Consider the following 17,310-nt stretch of genomic DNA (forward strand, 5'->3'; position numbering starts at 1 on the left):
AGGCCTTCGGGGGCGGCGGTCAGGACGACGTGGGGGGCGTCGCTCTCGCGGAGGCGGATCGTTCCTCTGGGGGTGGTGGCGAGGTAGAGGCAGTTGCCTTCGGGGCCCCCGCTGTACGACGACTTCTGCCAGTGCAGATCGGGCATCCGAGACTCCTCAGAGGGCGTAGAGCACATGCTGGACAAGGGCCAGCGAGTCCTTTACTGAGTGTGTTTCTGGGGCCAACGATACGTCGATGGGCGGGAGGGCGTTCTCCGCGATGCGGTTGAACAGGGCGCTGTACTCCTCCAACTGACTCTGCTGCACCAAGTAGTGGGAACCCAAGAGCTGTTCGACCACAACAGTGCCCAACCTCGGGTTGGCGGAGACGACATGCGCGAAATTTCCGGTGAGGGCGGCGTGTGCCTGGGCCGTGAACGGATAGATCCGGATGGTCACGTTCGGCAGTCGCGCCAGTTCGATCAGGCGCAGCAACTGCTCCCGAACGACCTTGGTGCTGCCGAACCGCATGTGCAACGCGGACTCGTGGATGATGGCGTCCACGGAGGGCGGATCGTCGCGCGTCAGGATGTGCTGCCGTTCCATGCGGAACCGCAACCCTTCTTCGATGTTCGTGAAACCCAGGTCTGGGCTCGTGAAGATGGAGCGCGTGTAGTCCTCGGTCTGGAAAAGGCCCGGGATGAACACGGGTTCGTGCGTCCTGATGGCCACGGCCTCTGATTCGAGCTCGGCCAGATTCAGAGGGTCGGGACCCATGTGCTTCCTGTACGCGCGCCACCAGCCTCTTCCGGTGGATTCGGACATGGCTACCAGTGCCTCGATATAGGGCTCCTCTGAGCAACCGTATGTGCGGCAGAGGTCGAGCAATCGCTCGGTGAGGACCGAGGTTCGGCCGGCCTCGATGTGGCCCAGTTGGCCGCGCGTCATGCCGATCCGCTCGGCGGCTTCGCTGGTGGTCAATCCCGCTTGTTCGCGCAGTTGTTTGAGTTCGAAGCCGAGCCGTCGCTGTCGTTCGCTGATAGTGGTGCGCAGTCCCACGGGTTCTCCTCGGTGATCGGCCCAAAGTCTGCCCCTTGGGGGGAGGTTAGTCCATCAATTCTGGTTGGCAGGTTGCTCGCGAGAGCCTTTTATCGCTACGGTGAGTGCGGAATCGATGACACTCCGAATCCGACCAACTCCTTCTGCCCACAAGCGAGAGTGCACCCGAACCGGCAGCCGGCCGGACCCGGGCGGAGCCATCGCGGGCACCTCACCACCTCCCTGGAGGAGCCGCCCCATGGACCCATCCCGCCGCGCCGCCCACCGACCCGCCCAAGTCACCCACGAATACAGCCTGTTCGCCCCCGCTGACGCCACCGCACCCCGCCTCTGTCGGGACTTCGTACGTGCCGTCCTCTTCACCCACGACCGGGAGCACCTCGTCATGCCCGCCGCCCTGTGCACCTCCGAACTCGTCACCAACGTCCACCTGCACACCAAGGGCACCACCATGCTCCGTATTCGGCTCACCCCTGCCCGCTTCCGGGTCAGCGTCTTCGACGAGAACCCGGATCCGCCCGTCGTGGCGCACCCCGCCGTGGGGGTGGTCGCCTGTTGGGGGAGGGGGCTCGCGTTGGTCGCGGAGATGGCGGACGTGTGGGGTGTCGCCGATGAGAGGGCGGGGCGCTACGCGAAGGGGGTGTGGTTCGAGTTGGGCGGCTGCGCGGTGAGCGGCGGGGTGGCCGGCGGTGGAGCGGTGGATCGTTCCGGTTTCGCTCGGACGGGTGAACCAGGGGTGGCAGCAGTCCTCGGACTGACAGGTGACAACTGACAGGAAGCGCTTCTTGACGCTGCTCCGCCAAGTTCGAGAGCGCCTGCACGGCCGTCAAGCTCAACCGCGAACTTTTCGAACGTAATCGCCCGGACAGGTCCTGGACCGTGATCGCGCGGACCTGGTCGCGGATGGCGACGTCGAGGTCGGTGGCGGTCAGACCGAAGGTGCGCGCCGTCCCGGCCGCGTCCGGCGTGGAAACTCGTGGGTTCTCCCCGGACGAGTACGCCCTGTCGGTCAGGGCGAGGTCAGGACGTGGGCGGGCCGGGTGCGCCAGCTGTTGTTCGGATGCGCATGCCAGTTTTCAAGCCACGTCAATTGTGCAGCAGCCGAACCGGATCAATCCCGACTACGCGGCGCCCCGGTGTGACGAGCACGTTTCGGACGTGTCATTCGGCCGGCCCGGACCGGGCGGGACCAGATTCGGCCACCACTTCCCTGTCGCCCATTCCGGTCGCCATTCTCTGCGCGCTCGGAGGCTGTCGCGGATACCGATGGATGCGAGGGTTCTGCTGGTGACGGTGAGACTCCAGGGGATAGGATATCGCGCGCTGCTCGCGATGGCGGTCAGTGAGGCCGGGGGTGGGGGCGACGGCACCGTGATTGAGCTGCACAGACACGCAACCCGGGGCCGTCCTGCCCGAGGTCGTGGACGCGCGTTTGCTTTTCCTGACCCGCGACGCTTACCACTCACCCACGAGATCCTCATATGATCACCACGAAACGGTCCACGCAACAGCAGTGGGCCCTTTTTTCTTCCGTGACGTTCGCGCCCGGCGTCCGCGCCTGGGGTCACGCATTGGACGTGTAGCGAGAAGCGGGTTCTTTGTTTTCACGACAAGAGAAGTGTGGAGTTTGATGCCATGAACCAACTCGGCAGAGACACGCGCCGGTTAGCCTTAAGGCTTGTGGAGCCACCGGCGCGCATCGCGTTATCTGTGCTTTTGCTGGCAGGCGGCGCCGTGGGAGCGACGGCCGGACCGGCCGTCGCTTCGACCGCCGACGGCACGCTGACGGTTGAGGTGCTGCGCGACTTCTTCGGCACCGGCGTGATCAACGCGACGATGGACGTGCCGCAGCGGGGCATGAAGGTGGAGATCTCCGACCCCGCTGGGCACGTTGTCACCGGTGTCACGGATGCCACCGGAAAGGTCGCGGTGTCGCAGTCGAACGTGCTGAGCGGCGGCCAGTACCGCGTCGACGTCAGCGTCCCGGCGCCGTACAGCGGCTATCTGCAGGCGGCGCCCGCGTCGACGGCGGAGAACCACTTCGACAGCTTCACGTCGTTCGTGGATGTGTCGGGCGGAAAGAACGCCTCGGTGGTGACGGGGGTGTGGGATCCGGCCGACTACGCGCTGCCGGACTCGCGGTACTTCGTGCCGGTCCACAACGGTGCCAACGGGACCGACAACCGGGCGCTGGTGGCGTTCGGGACGAAGAGCCGGGGCACGTGTCCCACCGATGTGGCGTGCCCGAGCACGCTGGCCACGCAGGACCAGGTGGGCACGACGTTCGGGTTGGCGTACGACAAGTACCGAACCCGGCTGTTCCAGAGTGCGTTCGCCCGCCGGTACGCCCCGTACGGACCACAGGGCGGTGGCGCGATCTACACGGTGCCGGTCAGCGGCTCGGGCGCGCCGGAGCTGTTCGCGCGGGTGCCGGACGCCACGGTGACGCCGCACGACACCGCCAACATGATCAAAGATCCCGGGTTCACCGACGCGCCGGGCAAGGAGAGCATCGGTGGCCTGACCCTGTCCGAGGACGGCTCCACGCTGTACGCGGTGAACCTGCGGACCCGCAGCCTGGTGAGCTTCGACGCGACAGGGGCCACCGCCGGGGCGCCCAAGTCGACGGTCCCGATCCCGGACCCGGGGTGCGCGAGTGCCGACGACTGGCGGCCGTTCGGTCTCGAGGTCCACAACAACACGCTGTACGTCGGCGGCGTGTGCAGCGCGGAGAGCACGCAGCAGCGCGCGGACCTGAAAGCCGTCGTCTCCACCTACGACGGCAAGCGGTTCACGACGGTGCTGAGCCACCCGCTCACGGAGGAACGCGGCAGCGTCATCGGTTCCGGCGACAAGGCCACTCACTGGAACCCGTGGAACACCAGCCTGGGCACGTGGGACGACCGGCAGACGGGCAACCCCTTCATCGACCCGCAGCCGGAGCTGGCCTCCCTCACCTTCGCCCGCGACGGCTCGATGATCCTGGGTTTCCGCGACCGGTTCATGGACGTGCTCAGTTGGGGAGGGCTGGACCCCCGCCCGGGGAACGACACGCCGGAAAACGGCATGTCCGGTGGTGACATCACCATGGTCTGCGCCACTCCCACCGGTGAGTACCAGTGGGAAGGCACCGGAAGCTGCCCCAACCACGCCACCCCCGCCAACAGCGGCGGCCAGGGCGCCGATGTCGTCGAATACTTCCCGGGCGACTCCTACGCCAACGCGCACCATGAGACCGCGCTGGGGTCGGTGGCCTATATGCCGCAGCAGCAGTGGGTCGTCAGCACGGAGTTCGACCCGGTCGTCAACGTCGCGACCTCAGGAACCGGGTACCACAACATCGCGACCGGTGAGGGCCCGGGCAACAACCCGACCGCCAACGGGTTCCAGTTCGTCAGCCGGGAGCAAGGCGGGTTCGGCAAGGCCGGCGGGCTCGGTGACATCGCGTACGCGGCGGCGAACGCGCCGATCCAGATCGGCAACGTCGTGTGGTTCGACGGCGACCACAACGGGATCCAGGACCCGGGGCACGTGCTGCTGCCGGGGGCGACGATCAACCTGATGGACGCGGACGGCAAACAGGTCGCCACGACCAGGACCAATGCCGCCGGCGAGTACTACTTCGGCGGTGTCGGCGCCGCGTACGAGCTCACACCGGGCGCGAAGTACACGGTGCAGTTCGACGTGTGCACCGCGGACACCAGCAAGGTGCCCGAGCAGCCCCCGGCGAGCGACCTGCGGTTCACACTCCCGCGGGCCGGTGCCGACCGTGCGCACGACTCCAATGTGACCCCGCCGACCACCGGACCGTTGTGCAACGGCTCCGCGCCTGTCACGGCGCCGGACAAGCCGGGCGGGGTCGATCACACGATCGACGCCGGGGTGTACATCCCGAAGCCGACCCCGACGCCGACGCCGACGCCGACGCCGACGCCGACCTCGACCTCGACCTCCACGCCGACTCCGACGCCGCCCGCGGCCTCCACGCCGCCGTCGCCCGCGCCGCCTGCCAACCACCCGGCCCCGGCCGGTGGAGGCGGGGGTTCGCTGGCGAGCACCGGTACGTCCGGGCTGGCGGAGATGATCGGCATCGTCGGTCTGCTGGTGGGCGCGGGCCTGGTCATCGCGTTCGTGGCCCGCGATCGTCGCGCCCGGCACCACTGAAAGAACCGCACAACAGTGATCCGCCCGTCCGCGTTGTGGATGGCGCGGACGGGCAGATCACGTCTCGGCCGGTCCACCGGGGCCGGCCTTGGCGTGGTCTGCCGCCGGACTGCCGAGTGCCGCCGCGAGCCCGCGGCGGCCGGACGGTGTGGTGATCGAAAGGATGAGGCGGAGAGTGTCAGCGTCGAACCGCGCCCGGAGCGAGAGAATCCGGCAAGCCGCACCGGGGCGTCCGGCTGACCGGCGCCGATGGCCGCGTTCGCGCCCGGCCGCGGCCGTCATCGGCATCGCGGCCGTCATCGGTGTCGCGGCCGTCGCGGTGGCCGCGTTCCTGGTCGCCGACGGCGGTGCCGGCGGTCCGCGCCCGCTGACGGCGGATGAGGCCAACCGACTGGCGATCACGCGATTCCGTAACTATCAGGCGCAGGGCCGCGCGGTGACGATAACGGTGCCGGGCACTGCCGGCGGGCTGACCGTCACCGGGTCCGTCGACTATCGGCGCAAGGTCGGTTACGGCGTGGTGCAGGGCACCGGGCGCGACAAGTCCAGCGACGGGCTGATCCAGTGGACGCCCACCTCGGTGCACGTCCGCCCGATGACGGACGCCCCGGCGCACGCACCCGCGTCACCGCCCCTTCCGGGCTGGCACGACCGTCCGCTGCTGTCGTCCGGCAGCGCCCTGGACACCTCCCTGTCCATCGCGCTCGGTCTCGGCGGCGACCGGCCGGACAACGCCCAACTGCTGCCGCAGAACGGCGCCGCCTGGTGGGGGCGGGAGCAGGTGGACGGGCACCGGGTGGACGTCATGACGGGGCCGTCCTCGCCTGGCCACTCCGGTACGGCGGGCAACGTGCGCTACTGGATCGGCTCCGACGGCACCATGTACCGGGTCCGCGTCAGCGTGGCTTCGCAGCCGGAGCCGGTGGTCGTCGATTTTGACACCCACACGTACGTTCCGGTCAAGCCGATCCCCGTGACCACCCCGACCCGGTAGCCGCTGTTCAGGACGTCCGCACCCGCGCGTTCGCGGCGAGCAGGGACGCCGGCGGCAGCCGGATGCCCTCCGTTTCCGGCAGGGCCGGGACGGGCGGGACTGTGGTGGCGCCCGCGGTGGCGGCGTCGGGGAACTGCGGCTGCGGAGCAGGCTCCGCGACCTCGGTGAACGGGATGCCACCGGGTGCCGTCGGTGCCGCCCACGTGCCCGCCCGCGAGGACGAGCCGAGCGGAAGCGGGCAGGCCGCGGTCGTCGCGAGCCGGGCAGGCACGGTGGTGCGCAGATCGTTGCCCCGCAGGCAGTTGCCCCGACCCCGCGTGGCGGTGGGGAACGTCCAGCCGATGTCGACGCCGTTGCCGGTGAACGTGTTGTCCACGATCTGGTTGCCGACCGGAGGTATGTCGGCGGTCGCGGTGATCATCAGCCCGGCGTTGCTGTTGCCGGCGATGCGGTTGCGGACGAACCGGTTGTCGCTGCCGCCGTCGATGCCGGCGCCGATGCCCCACCCGCCGTCCGCCTGCTCCGGGGTCGCCGTCTGCTGGTTGGCGGCGATCAGATTGCCCGCGATGACGGCGCCCGTCTGCGGGAGCAGTTTCTCCTGGTGGTCGGAGTTGGTGGTGAGTCCGACCCGGTTGCCGACCAGGCGGTTGGCGACCACGTACATGTCACCGCTGGCGTTGGTGCCTTCGTAACCGACCGCGTTGAGTTCGGCGACGTTGTCCCGCACCACGATGTTGCAGGGCTTGCACTGGCCGACATAGATCCCCGAGTCTGCCCCGCCCGACGCGTACGAATGCTCGATGACACCGTTCTGCGCGGAGAACGCGTAGATGCCGTACAGACCGTTGCGGGTCGCGGTCACATACGAGATCAGGAACGACTTCAGCAAGGTGACGGGCTCCTCGCCGGTGTCGTAGCCGCCGCTTCCCCCCGATAGGCCGGCGGCCGCCTTCGCCGAACCGGTGACCAGGACCCCGTTCTGCGTGTTGTTCTCCACGGTCAGGTTCTCCACGGCCACCCCGGGCGCCGCGACGACGACACCGTTCGGCTGCCTCAACCGCCCGTCGATGACGACCTTGTCCCGGGACGTGCCGCGAAGAGTGATGCGAGCCGTGGCGATCCTCACCGACTCGTGGTACACACCCGGAGCGATCAGCACCAGGTCACCGGGCCGAGCCAGGGACACCGCAGCCGAGATCGTCGGGGCATCAGCAGGTACTCGGATCGTCACCTGCGCACCGGCCGGTCGCCGGCCTTTGCCCGATCCTTCATCGCCGCCGCCGCCGCAGCCTGCAACCAGTGTCAGCGTGCCCACCACCGCCGCCAGCACGCGAAGAGCTAATCGAGGCATGGTCCCCAGTCTGGCATGACGCCCAATTCCACGCCAGAATCGGGAGGTTGACCGGCACGCGCGATTCCGTTGTGGCACTCTGCACCCCATGCGCCGAGTCGATCACCACCCGTCACGCCGCACCTTCCTCGATGTCACCGGCGCCATGATGGCCGCCGGTCTGACCGCCGGGTGCACATCGGACTCCGCCCAGCCTGGTCGGCACGCCCCCACCCCAGGGGCCACGCCCATGCCGGTTCCGGCGACGGGCCGCCATCAGGCAGGCATCACACTTCCCCAGCCGGCCCAGCCCAACCTGCTCGCCGTGGTGGCCGACCTCGACGCCACCGGGGCTCCCGGCCCGTTACTGGCCGAACTCGGCCAGGCCATCCGCACACTCACAGCGGGGACCGACACGCGGCTGCTGGGCCTGCCGCCGGGCGACCTCACCGTGACCGTCGGGGTGGGCCCCCGGCTAGTGCGCACGGCCGGTGCCTCGCTGCCCGGCGCGGTCGACCTCCCGCGGTTCTCCCGCGAGCGGATCGCCCCGCGGGCACGCGGCGGTGACCTGCTGATACAGATCTGCGCCAGCGACGCGCTGCTCCTGCCGGTCGTCGCCGCCGCGCTCCTGGACCACGCCGGTGACCGGCTCCACGAACGCTGGCGGCAGTCCGGACGCCGCGGCACGAACGTGCCTGTCGGCAGGGGACTCACCGCTCCAAGAAACCCGCTCGGTTTCATCGACGGCATCGTGGGCCCGCGCACGACCGCAGAACAGGAACGCGACCTGTGGCTGGCCGGACCCCCTGCGGTCGCCGGCGGCACCATTGCCGTACTGCGGGGTATGGAACTCGACCTGCCGCGGTTCGCCGCCCTGTCCGTGGCCGAACAGGAAGCGGTCTTCGGGCGGCGCCGCGCCAGCGGCGTCCCCCTCTCCGGCGGCCCCGCCGCTTCGGGCCCGGAACTCGGAGCCAAGACACCGGACGGGCGCTATCTCGTCCCCGCGGACGCCCACGTGCGCAGAGCGCACGCCACCGTGGTCGGGGTCGGGCTCATGCTCCGCCGCTCCTACAGCACCGACGAGCCCGCCCCCGGCCTGCTCTTCATCAGCTTCCAGAACGACCTGCGGACCTTCACCGCCACCCTCACCCACATGGACACCTCCGACGCACTGCTGTCCTTCACCACCACAACCGCCAGCGCGACCTTCCTGATCCTTCCCGGCTTCGACCGGCAACACCCGCTCGGTTCCCAGCTGTTCGGCTGATCACGATCAACTTCCTCATGGACCGCATCCAGGTCCCCGCGTACACCGGCGCCGGACACCCGCGCACCCGGACCGCCCGCGTCCTGGCCGACCGGGCGTACTCGTCCGGGGAGATCGGCGCCTGGTTCGGGGTGTTCGGGTAGTTCTGGGTGTGCGGCCCTCGGCGGTCAGGTGTCCGACTTCGTAGAGGCGCCCTTCGTGGAGGCGCCCTTCGTGGAGGCGCCCTTCGTGGAGGCCCTCTTGGCGAAGGCGCCCTTGAAGAAGGCCAGTTCGGCGAAGCGTTCGCCGATGCGGCGGTGGGCGGCGGCGTCCGGGTGGAGGGCGTCGGGCAGCGGCAGCTCGGCGTGGTCCCGCTCGCCGTAGAGCTCGCGGCCGTCGAGGTGGTGCAGGTGCGGGTCGTCGGCCGCCCGTTGGGCGACGATCCGGGCCAGCTCGTCCCGGATGACGCCGAGGGTGAGCTTCCCGCTCGCGCGTTCCGCCGGGTCGCCCATCGCCTTGAACCGCAGCTGTCCGGTGCTCAGGGAGCTGAAGTCCGGGGCGCTGGGGCCGGGGGTGTCCTCGTGGATGGGGCACAGGATCGGCGAGACGACCAGCAGCGGGGTGGTGGGATGCCCTTCGCGGATGGTGTCCAGGAAGCCGTGGACCGCGGGAGTGAAGGCGCGCAGCCGCATCAGGTCGGCGTTGACCAGGTTGATGCCGATCTTGACGCTGATCAGGTCGGCCGGGGTGTCCCGCAGGGTCCGGGCGGTGAACGGGTCGAGCAGGGCGCTGCCCGCCAGGCCCAGGTTGATCAGCTCCACCCCGCCGAGGGAGGCGGCGAGCGCGGGCCAGGTGGTGGTGGGGCCGGCGGCGTCCGAGCCGTGGCTGATGGAGCTGCCGTGGTGCAGCCAGACCGGGCGGCCCGGGTCGGAGGCGGGTTCGACGGGGGCGTCGGTGCGCAGGGCGAGCAGTTCGGTGGTCTCGTTGTGCGGCAGCCAGATCTCGACGTCCTTGGCGGTGTCGGGCAGGCCGGTGAAGCGAAGGGTGCCGGGCGGGCCGGGCCGGTGTTCGGCGGTTCCTGCGGTCATGTCGATGGCGAGGGTGTCGCCGCCGGTCACACTGCCCCGTCCGGCCGGGCGGCCGTCGACGAGCAGCTCGTACACCCCGTCCGGGCGCGGCGGGGCGCCCACGTAGGTCCGCTTGGTGGGGCGGGTGTCCAGCTCGACGGCGGTGGCCCGGGTGCGGAAGGCCAGCCGTACGCCGGAGGGCTGGGACTCGGCCATGGCCAGCTGGGGGTCGGCGCACTGGGCGCGGGCCCAGGCGGGCAGCCGGTGGGGGAGCAGGCCGTGCTCGGTGCGCTCGACGTCGAGGGCGCCGCGCAGCAGGTCCGCGGCGAGGGGCGTGGTGATCCAGGTCATGGTGTCGGCCAGTTCCGTAGCAGGGAGTCGAGGGCGTCCAGGATCCGCGTCCAGCTCTCCTGGCTGTCCGGCGCGCTGTGGCTGAAACCGCCCGCCAGTTCCAGGCTGACGTAGCCGTGGAAGACGCTGCCGAGCAGCCGGACCGCGTGGGTCTGGTCCGGTTCGGTCAGGTCGTAGCCGCGCAGGATGGCCCGCGTCATCGCGCTGTGCCGTCCGCCGGCGCTTGCGGCGGCTGCCTCCGGACCGAGCCGGTACTGGGCCGCCGCGTAGCGCCCGGGGTGCGCGCGGGCGTAGTCGCGGTAGACGTCGGCCAGGGCGGTCAGGGCGTCGTGGCCGGCCCGTCCGGCCAGCGCGGCGGCGCCCCGGTCGGCGAGTTCCTCCAGGGCGAGCAGGGCGATCCGGGTCTTCAGGTCCTCGGAGTTGCGGACGTGCGAGTACAGGCTCGCGACCTTGACGTCGAACCGTCGCGCCAGTTCCGAGACGGTCACCTGGTCGAAGCCGACCTCGTCGGCCAGTTCGGCCCCCGCCCGTGTCAGCCGCTCGGCGGTCAGTCCTGCGCGCGCCATGGAAGCCCTCCTGTTCGCTTGAAGCTATAGCGCATCTTCCTCTTCCTAATAGTTTTAGGCAAGTGGGTGAGCGTGTTAGCCGTGGTTTTCGAGTGCCGAGTGCCCGAGTGCCCGAGTGTCCGAGCCGTCCGAGTGCCCGAGTGTCCGAGCCGTCCGAGTGCCCGAGCGTCCGAGCCGTCCGAGCCGTCCGAGCCGTCCGAGTGTCCGAGCGCGAGTTCACGCCACCCGCGGGCACTCGGCGGCTCATGCACGGAAGGAGCGGGTCGTTGCAAGGGGCCGTACGGAAGCCCGAATGCGCCCGGATGTGGCTCGGGTGCGGCCCGGATGTGTCCCGGATGGAACAGGTCGTACGACCGCTTTTCTTTTGCGGTGGCGGCGTGGGGAGCCGTGTTGCGGAGCCGGTCCGGTCCGCGCATAGTTGCGCTGCACAAGACGCGGGAACCGGGGGTGGGGCGGGGTGATGGCCGGGCACGGGACGGAGGAGCATCCCCACGGTGCCGACCGACTGTGCGACGCCGGGGACCGCGTGTACGCCCGCGCCGTACGGCGGGGCCGGGTGCCCCGCGGCGACGCGGAACCGGTCCCCTGCCTGCTGGAACTGGCTTTGCTGCACCCCGACCCCGACGACATGGACTGGCTGGTGCCGACGGCCCCCCAGGAGGTCATGACCCGGCTGCTGCGCGGAATGTACGACGAGGTCAGCGCGAGCCGGCGGAGGGTGGGCTCGGCGGTCGAGGCCTTCGAGTGGTACGCCCGTCTCGGCGGCCCGCGACCACGGGCGGCCGCCGCCGAGGGCAGCGCGATCCGGGTCCTGGACGGCCTCTCCCGTATCCAGGCCGCGATGGACGAGGCGACCGAGGCGTGCACGACCGAGGTCCTCACCGTGCAGCCCGGTGGCATCCGCCCCGAACACGAACTGACGGAGGGCCTGCACCGGGCGCTGGCCCTGCACGGCCGGGGCGTGCGGATGCGCGACCTGTACACGCACGTGGCGCGGCACGGCCAGGGCCTGCTCAACTACCTGGAGCTGATGGACGGCGCCGTCCAGGCGCGCACCCTGGACGAGGTGATCGAACGCCTCATCCTCTTCGACCGCACGGTCGCCTTCATCCCCGCCAACGCGGACCGCACCCTCGCCCTGGAACTGCGCCACCCGGCGCTGGTGGACTACCTGGTCACGGTCTTCGAACGCCTCTGGCGCCTGGCGATCCCGCTGACCGCACCCCTCCCCGACACCGGCATCGAGGGCATCTCCCACCGGGAACAGTCCATCGCGGCCCTGCTGGCGGAGGGCCACCAGGACGCGGTGATCGCGGAGCGGCTGGGGATAAGCGTCCGTACCTGCCGGGCCCATATCGCGCGGCTCTCGGAGACGCTGGGCGCGGTGAGCCGTACCCAACTGGGGGTCAGGATCTCCCAGGTGGGGCTGGACGGGCTGTCACGACCAGGCGGCGCGGGAGAGACTGCCCGCCCCTGCCGCACCCTTCCTGATCAAGGATCCCGGACCGTCCGATGAGATGGCCGAGCTGCGCCCGGCTCTCGCTGCCGAGCGTGGCGGCGGACCGGGGTCACAGGTCCCCTCCCACCCCCTCCCGGCTCAGTGCTCCTGCTTCTGCTCCTGCTCCTGCTCCTGCTCCAGGATCCCCGACTGGGCGATCAGATAGCCGAGTTGGGCCCGGCTGCCGCTGCCCAGGGCCGTGGCCAGCTTGGCGATGTGGGCGCGGCAGGTGCGGACGTTCATGCCCAGGCGGCGCGCTATGGCCTCGTCGACGTGCCCTTCCACGAGGAGCTTGGCGATGGCGTACTGGATGTCGGTGATGCCGCCGGACGCGGCGTCGTACGGTGCGCTGGCGCTCATCGGGACACTGCGGTCCCACATGTACTCGAAGAACTTGATGAGATGCCGGACCAGGCCGGGGTGCCTGAGTTCCAGGGCGACCTGCTGGTCCTCGCGGGCGGGGACGAAGGCGACCGTCTCGTCGCAGATGATCATCCGTTCCACCACCTCGTCGGTGGTGCGGTACTCGGCCTTGCCGTTGGAGAGCCGGGCACCGTAGGCCAGCTTCTCCGGGTTGTAGCGCGCGGTGTGCTGGTACAGCGTGCGGATGCGGACACCGCGTTCGATCAGCGGCCGGTCGCGTTCGAGACCTCGCATCAGGGCCTCTTCGGAGACGCGGCCGCTCGGCTGCAGGGTCAGCACCTCGGTCTGGCACTGGGCCGTGGCGAGGTTGAGCGCCGCGTTGATCCGGTCGCTGCCCTCCAGCACGATGAGGGCGTCGCTCGTCGTGGTGGCCTGATTACTGAGCGCCATGAAAGGCTCGAAGGTGTCGGCGAGTCGCAACGACAGGCGCCGGCGCTCGGTGATCTCGCGCTCTAGAGGATTGAGCCGCTGGGCCAGGGCCACCGCCGGGGGTACGGGTCGCAGCAGGTCCGGGTCGTCCGGGTCCGGGTGGAGAAGGGCGAGCTCCACGAGGCAGGGAGCTGCCTCCGCGTCGTCGCGGGGAACGCGGCCGGACCGCAGGGCGGTGGCGTAGATGCGGCCGCCTTCGTCGCACAACTCCGCCATCGGATGAGGATGTGTCCCTTTAGTATGGTTCGTTGACAAAACTCCACCCCCCAGGGTCCTGAACATGCAGGAACATGATGCATCGATCCTGTGGCCATGACGTGCCCGAATGAGCCATCGTCGTATGCGACGGGGGAAAAGGGGACCTTCAAGTGAGGACGAAGCCGACTATGCGTAACAGAATGCTTCGCTCGGTGCTTGTCGCCGCCTTCTCCGCCGTCGTCGCCCTCGGTGTGCTGGGGGGCTTCTCCGACGTGAGGGACGAGGTTCGGGCGAACACCGTGTGGCCGAGCGTGGGCGCGAACTCCGACGTCGTCACCGGTGAGGCGGGTTCTGTGGCACAGGAATCCGGGAGCTGACGTGACCACTCCACCGGACGACCCTTCCTTCCGGCGTGAAATGGCGACCGCCTACCGCTCCGGCTGGCACTTCATCGACCTGGCCACCGCGATCCCCCACGCCGGTGACTCGTTGATGGTGACCGTCTTCGGTGAGCCGGTCGTCGTGACGCGGGACGAGGACGATGACCTGCGAGCGTACCGGTGCCTGCGCAAGCCCCGGGGGGCGCCACAGCCCGTACGGTGTGCCATCCGGTACGGAATGATCTTTGTGAACCTGGACCAGCGGGACCACCGTCTGGTGGAGTCGGACACCCCCGTCCCGCGGACCATCTCAGCCACCCCCCGCAGTGCCTGACGCGATTCCCCCGTCGTAATAGATCGCGCAGGTGCTTCCCCCCGCAGCGGCGTCACCGTGACCTGAACACGGTGACGCCGCTGCAGTTTTACGGGATATTTCAGGATGGCGGCCGAATCCCATGGTGGCTGAAACTGGCCGTTACCTCTACGCCTTTACCGATCACCCGCGGGTATTTACCGACCGCCCATGCGCTTTTCGGGTTCGCGGACCCGGCGCCTTTTCCTCCTGTCGGGGTGCTCGGCTCCACTCGGCTCCACTCGGCTCCTTGTGTGGATCTTCTTCGCCCTTCACCTTGAGTGGAATAGACTCAAGTTTGTGTACGTTGCTTGAGTCAGCCAGCTGAGTCGGCGCTGACGGCACTGACGGCACTGACGGCACTGAGTACGACGCAAGGAGGAGAACGCGAACGTGGACGCCGAGCTGACCAACCGGAGCCGGGACGCGATCAACGCGGCCGGCAACCGTGCCGTGACCGAGGGGCACCCCGACCTCACCCCGGCCCACCTGCTCCTGGCGCTGCTCCAGGGACAGGACAACGAGAACATCACCGACCTGCTGTCGGCGGTCGACGCCGACCAGGCGGCCGTACGCTCCGGTGTCGAGCGCGTGCTGGCGGGCCTGCCCAGCGTGACCGGGTCCACCGTCGCGCCGCCGCAGCCGAACCGCGAACTCCTCGCCGTGATCGCCGACGCACAGGAACGTGCCAAGGACCTCGGGGACGAGTACCTGTCCACGGAGCACCTGCTCATCGGTATCGCCGCGAAGGGCGGCGCGGCCGGCGACGTACTCTCCGGACAGGGCGTCACGGCGAAGAAGCTGCTGGAGGCCTTCCAGGAAGCAAGGGGAGGACGCCGGGTGACCACTGCAGACCCCGAGGGCCAGTACAAGGCCCTGGAGAAGTTCGGGACCGACTTCACCGCCGCGGCCCGCGAGGGCAAGCTCGATCCCGTCATCGGACGGGACCAGGAGATCCGCCGCGTCGTGCAGGTGCTGTCCCGCCGTACGAAGAACAACCCGGTCCTCATCGGTGAGCCCGGCGTCGGCAAGACCGCCGTCGTCGAGGGGCTCGCGCAGCGGATCGTGAAGGGTGACGTGCCCGAGTCCCTCAAGGACAAGCGGCTGGTCGCCCTGGACCTGGGCGCGATGGTCGCCGGGGCGAAGTACCGCGGCGAGTTCGAGGAGCGGCTGAAGACCGTCCTCGCCGAGATCAAGGGCTCCGACGGGCAGATCATCACCTTCATCGACGAGCTGCACACCGTCGTGGGCGCGGGTGCCGGCGGCGACTCCGCGATGGACGCCGGCAACATGCTCAAGCCGATGCTGGCCCGCGGTGAGCTGCGCATGGTCGGCGCCACGACCCTCGACGAGTACCGGGAGCGGATCGAGAAGGACCCGGCGCTGGAGCGGCGCTTCCAGCAGGTGCTGGTCGCCGAGCCGAGCGTCGAGGACACCATCGCGATCCTGCGCGGTCTCAAGGGCCGCTACGAGGCCCACCACAAGGTGCAGATCGCGGACAGCGCGCTGGTCGCCGCGGCCACCCTCTCGGACCGGTACATCACCTCCCGCTTCCTGCCCGACAAGGCCATCGACCTGGTCGACGAGGCGGCGTCCCGCCTCCGCATGGAGATCGACTCCTCGCCCGTCGAGATCGACGAACTCCAGCGTGCCGTCGACCGGTTGAAGATGGAGGAGCTGGCGCTCGATCGGGAGACCGACCCGGCCTCCCGTGAGCGGCTGGAGAAGCTGCGCCGCGACCTCGCCGACAAGGAGGAGGAGCTGCGGGGCCTCACCGCCCGCTGGGAGAAGGAGAAGCAGTCCCTCAACCGGGTCGGTGAACTGAAGGAGAAGCTCGACGAGGTCCGTGGCCAGGCCGAACGGGCCCAGCGCGACGGCGACTTCGACACCGCCTCCAAGCTGCTGTACGGCGAGATCCCGGCCCTGGAACGGGACTTGGAGGCCGCCTCGCAGGCCGAGGAGGAGGCAGCCAAGGACACCATGGTCAAGGAGGAGGTCGGCTCCGACGACATCGCCGACACCGTCGCCGCCTGGACCGGCATCCCGGCCGGCCGGCTCCTGGAGGGCGAGACGCAGAAGCTGCTGCGCATGGAGGAGGAGCTGGGCAAGCGGCTGATCGGCCAGAGCGAGGCCGTGCGCGCCGTGTCCGACGCCGTACGTCGCACCCGCGCCGGCATCGCCGACCCCGACCGCCCCACGGGCTCCTTCCTCTTCCTCGGCCCCACGGGCGTCGGCAAGACGGAACTCGCCAAGGCGCTGGCCGACTTCCTCTTCGACGACGAGCGGGCCATGGTCCGCATCGACATGTCGGAGTACGGCGAGAAGCACAGCGTCGCCCGCCTGGTCGGCGCCCCGCCCGGCTACATCGGCTACGAGGAGGGCGGCCAGCTCACGGAGGCGGTGCGCCGCCGCCCGTACAGCGTGGTGCTGCTCGACGAGGTGGAGAAGGCCCACCCGGAGGTCTTCGACATCCTCCTCCAGGTGCTGGACGACGGCCGCCTGACGGACGGTCAGGGCCGCACCGTCGACTTCCGCAACGCGATCCTGGTGCTGACGTCCAACCTGGGCAGCCAGTTCCTGGTCGACCCGATCACCAGTGAGCAGGAGAAGAAGGAGCAGGTCCTGGAGGTGGTCCGCGCCTCCTTCAAGCCGGAGTTCCTCAACCGGCTCGACGACCTGGTCGTCTTCTCGGCGCTGACCAAGCCCGAGTTGCAGCGCATCGCCAGGCTCCAGATCGACCGCCTGGCCAAGCGGCTCGCCGAGCGCCGTCTCACCCTGGAGGTCACCGAGGAGGCCCTGGCCTGGCTCGCGACCGAGGGCATGGACCCAGCCTACGGCGCACGCCCCCTGCGCCGCCTGGTCCAGACCGCCATCGGCGACCGCCTCGCCAAGGAGATCCTCTCCGGCGAGATCAAGGACGGCGACACGGTCAGGGTGGACGAGTTCGGCGACGGCCTGATCGTGGGGCCTGCGACCGGCAAGACGCTTTGAACACTCCGAACACTCCGAACACTCTGAGCGGGATGTCCGTGCGACACGGGGGCCTTCGAAAAGGCCCCCGTGTCATCGGAGTCATCCGAGTCATCCGGGAGAAAGGTCTCCTGTCGGAACGTCTCCTGTCGGAACGTCTCGTGTCACGAGGCCAGTACCCAGATCACCATCATGGTGAGCAGGCCGGCCACGAGCAGCGCCGGCAGCCCCAGGATGAGGGCGACCAGCCACCACCTGGTCCCTCCCACCGTCGCCCCGCTCTGTGTCGATGTCATGAGCACCA

The 17,310-nt window shown here is 69.5% G+C and carries 16 protein-coding genes; 9 read left to right on the forward strand and 7 right to left on the reverse strand.

Features of this window, described 5'->3' with window-relative positions; genetic code table 11:
* On the reverse strand, positions 1-146 hold a 146-nt coding region (locus tag M2271_RS38845), incomplete at its 3' end, for a DUF397 domain-containing protein (protein ID WP_280892232.1).
* 10 nt (positions 147-156) lie between these two features.
* Positions 157-1,038 (reverse strand): helix-turn-helix transcriptional regulator, encoded by an 882-nt coding sequence (locus M2271_RS38850; RefSeq protein ID WP_280892175.1) that lies wholly within the window; start codon positions 1,036-1,038, stop codon positions 157-159.
* A 238-nt stretch (positions 1,039-1,276) separates the two neighbouring features.
* Between M2271_RS38850 and M2271_RS38855 the strand changes: the two genes are divergently transcribed.
* From M2271_RS38855 to M2271_RS38865, 3 genes are all read left to right on the forward strand, one after another.
* Positions 1,277-1,810 carry an ATP-binding protein gene (locus tag M2271_RS38855; protein WP_280892176.1) on the forward strand — a complete coding sequence of 178 codons (534 nt, stop codon included), beginning with the start codon at positions 1,277-1,279 and terminating at the stop codon, positions 1,808-1,810.
* 962 nt (positions 1,811-2,772) lie between these two features.
* Positions 2,773-5,202, forward strand: a complete 2,430-nt coding sequence (locus M2271_RS38860; RefSeq protein ID WP_280892177.1) for an SdrD B-like domain-containing protein — start codon at positions 2,773-2,775, stop codon at positions 5,200-5,202.
* Between the two features lie 319 nt (positions 5,203-5,521).
* Positions 5,522-6,196 carry a hypothetical protein gene (locus tag M2271_RS38865; protein ID WP_280892233.1) on the forward strand — a complete coding sequence of 225 codons (675 nt, stop codon included), beginning with the start codon at positions 5,522-5,524 and terminating at the stop codon, positions 6,194-6,196.
* A 7-nt stretch (positions 6,197-6,203) separates the two neighbouring features.
* Here the strand turns inward: M2271_RS38865 and M2271_RS38870 are convergent, their stop codons facing one another.
* A complete protein-coding gene (locus M2271_RS38870; RefSeq protein WP_280892178.1) occupies positions 6,204-7,547 on the reverse strand; it encodes a right-handed parallel beta-helix repeat-containing protein in 1,344 nt (447 codons plus the stop codon).
* A gap of 88 nt (positions 7,548-7,635) precedes the next feature.
* On the opposite strand from M2271_RS38870, the gene M2271_RS38875 reads away from it, so the two are divergent.
* Positions 7,636-8,793, forward strand: a complete 1,158-nt coding sequence (locus tag M2271_RS38875; protein ID WP_280892179.1) for a Dyp-type peroxidase — start codon at positions 7,636-7,638, stop codon at positions 8,791-8,793.
* Positions 8,794-8,810: 17 nt separating this feature from the next.
* On the forward strand, positions 8,811-8,936 hold the full coding sequence (locus M2271_RS38880; RefSeq protein WP_280892180.1) for a hypothetical protein: 126 nt from the start codon (positions 8,811-8,813) through the stop codon (positions 8,934-8,936).
* Positions 8,937-8,960: 24 nt separating this feature from the next.
* Here M2271_RS38880 and M2271_RS38885 read toward each other — a convergent pair whose 3' ends face one another.
* Positions 8,961-10,190 carry a GDSL-type esterase/lipase family protein gene (locus tag M2271_RS38885; protein WP_280892181.1) on the reverse strand — a complete coding sequence of 410 codons (1,230 nt, stop codon included), beginning with the start codon at positions 10,188-10,190 and terminating at the stop codon, positions 8,961-8,963.
* Entirely contained in the window at positions 10,187-10,756 is a 570-nt protein-coding gene (locus tag M2271_RS38890) for a TetR/AcrR family transcriptional regulator (RefSeq protein WP_280892182.1), read from the reverse strand. The genes M2271_RS38885 and M2271_RS38890 overlap by 4 nt, the downstream gene beginning before the upstream one ends.
* 460 nt (positions 10,757-11,216) lie before the next feature.
* Between M2271_RS38890 and M2271_RS38895 the strand changes: the two genes are divergently transcribed.
* Positions 11,217-12,272 carry a LuxR C-terminal-related transcriptional regulator gene (locus tag M2271_RS38895; RefSeq protein WP_280892183.1) on the forward strand — a complete coding sequence of 352 codons (1,056 nt, stop codon included), beginning with the start codon at positions 11,217-11,219 and terminating at the stop codon, positions 12,270-12,272.
* Positions 12,273-12,353: 81 nt separating this feature from the next.
* Here M2271_RS38895 and M2271_RS38900 read toward each other — a convergent pair whose 3' ends face one another.
* The gene (locus M2271_RS38900) at positions 12,354-13,322 is read right to left on the reverse strand and encodes a helix-turn-helix transcriptional regulator (protein ID WP_280892184.1); all 969 of its coding nucleotides are present in this window, start codon (positions 13,320-13,322) and stop codon (positions 12,354-12,356) included.
* A gap of 170 nt (positions 13,323-13,492) precedes the next feature.
* Between M2271_RS38900 and M2271_RS38905 the strand changes: the two genes are divergently transcribed.
* From M2271_RS38905 to clpB, 3 genes are all read left to right on the forward strand, one after another.
* Positions 13,493-13,681 (forward strand): hypothetical protein, encoded by a 189-nt coding sequence (locus tag M2271_RS38905; protein WP_280892185.1) that lies wholly within the window; start codon positions 13,493-13,495, stop codon positions 13,679-13,681.
* A gap of 40 nt (positions 13,682-13,721) precedes the next feature.
* Entirely contained in the window at positions 13,722-14,018 is a 297-nt protein-coding gene (locus M2271_RS38910; RefSeq protein ID WP_280892234.1) for a (2Fe-2S)-binding protein, read from the forward strand.
* Positions 14,019-14,429: 411 nt separating this feature from the next.
* On the forward strand, positions 14,430-17,027 hold the full coding sequence (clpB, locus tag M2271_RS38915; protein ID WP_280892186.1) for an ATP-dependent chaperone ClpB: 2,598 nt from the start codon (positions 14,430-14,432) through the stop codon (positions 17,025-17,027).
* A 143-nt stretch (positions 17,028-17,170) separates the two neighbouring features.
* Here the strand turns inward: clpB and M2271_RS38920 are convergent, their stop codons facing one another.
* The gene (locus M2271_RS38920) at positions 17,171-17,302 is read right to left on the reverse strand and encodes a hypothetical protein (protein WP_280892187.1); all 132 of its coding nucleotides are present in this window, start codon (positions 17,300-17,302) and stop codon (positions 17,171-17,173) included.
* Positions 17,303-17,310 lie beyond the last annotated feature (8 nt).

Origin of the sequence: Streptomyces sp. LBL (assembly GCF_029893585.1) — a bacterium.
Classification (GTDB): domain Bacteria; phylum Actinomycetota; class Actinomycetes; order Streptomycetales; family Streptomycetaceae; genus Streptomyces.

Excerpts from the sequence above, each read along its gene's own strand:
- M2271_RS38900 (WP_280892184.1), bottom strand. The coding sequence starts at position 13,322 with ATGGCGGAGTTGTGCGACGAAGGCGGCCGCATCTACGCCACCGCCCTG.
- M2271_RS38905 (WP_280892185.1), top strand. The coding sequence starts at position 13,493 with ATGCGTAACAGAATGCTTCGCTCGGTGCTTGTCGCCGCCTTCTCCGCC.
- M2271_RS38880 (WP_280892180.1), top strand. The coding sequence starts at position 8,811 with ATGGACCGCATCCAGGTCCCCGCGTACACCGGCGCCGGACACCCGCGC.
- M2271_RS38890 (WP_280892182.1), bottom strand. The coding sequence starts at position 10,756 with ATGGCGCGCGCAGGACTGACCGCCGAGCGGCTGACACGGGCGGGGGCC.
- M2271_RS38870 (WP_280892178.1), bottom strand. The coding sequence starts at position 7,547 with ATGCCTCGATTAGCTCTTCGCGTGCTGGCGGCGGTGGTGGGCACGCTG.
- M2271_RS38910 (WP_280892234.1), top strand. The coding sequence starts at position 13,722 with ATGGCGACCGCCTACCGCTCCGGCTGGCACTTCATCGACCTGGCCACC.
- M2271_RS38855 (WP_280892176.1), top strand. The coding sequence starts at position 1,277 with ATGGACCCATCCCGCCGCGCCGCCCACCGACCCGCCCAAGTCACCCAC.
- M2271_RS38895 (WP_280892183.1), top strand. The coding sequence starts at position 11,217 with ATGGCCGGGCACGGGACGGAGGAGCATCCCCACGGTGCCGACCGACTG.
- M2271_RS38920 (WP_280892187.1), bottom strand. The coding sequence starts at position 17,302 with ATGACATCGACACAGAGCGGGGCGACGGTGGGAGGGACCAGGTGGTGG.
- M2271_RS38875 (WP_280892179.1), top strand. The coding sequence starts at position 7,636 with ATGCGCCGAGTCGATCACCACCCGTCACGCCGCACCTTCCTCGATGTC.
- M2271_RS38885 (WP_280892181.1), bottom strand. The coding sequence starts at position 10,190 with ATGACCTGGATCACCACGCCCCTCGCCGCGGACCTGCTGCGCGGCGCC.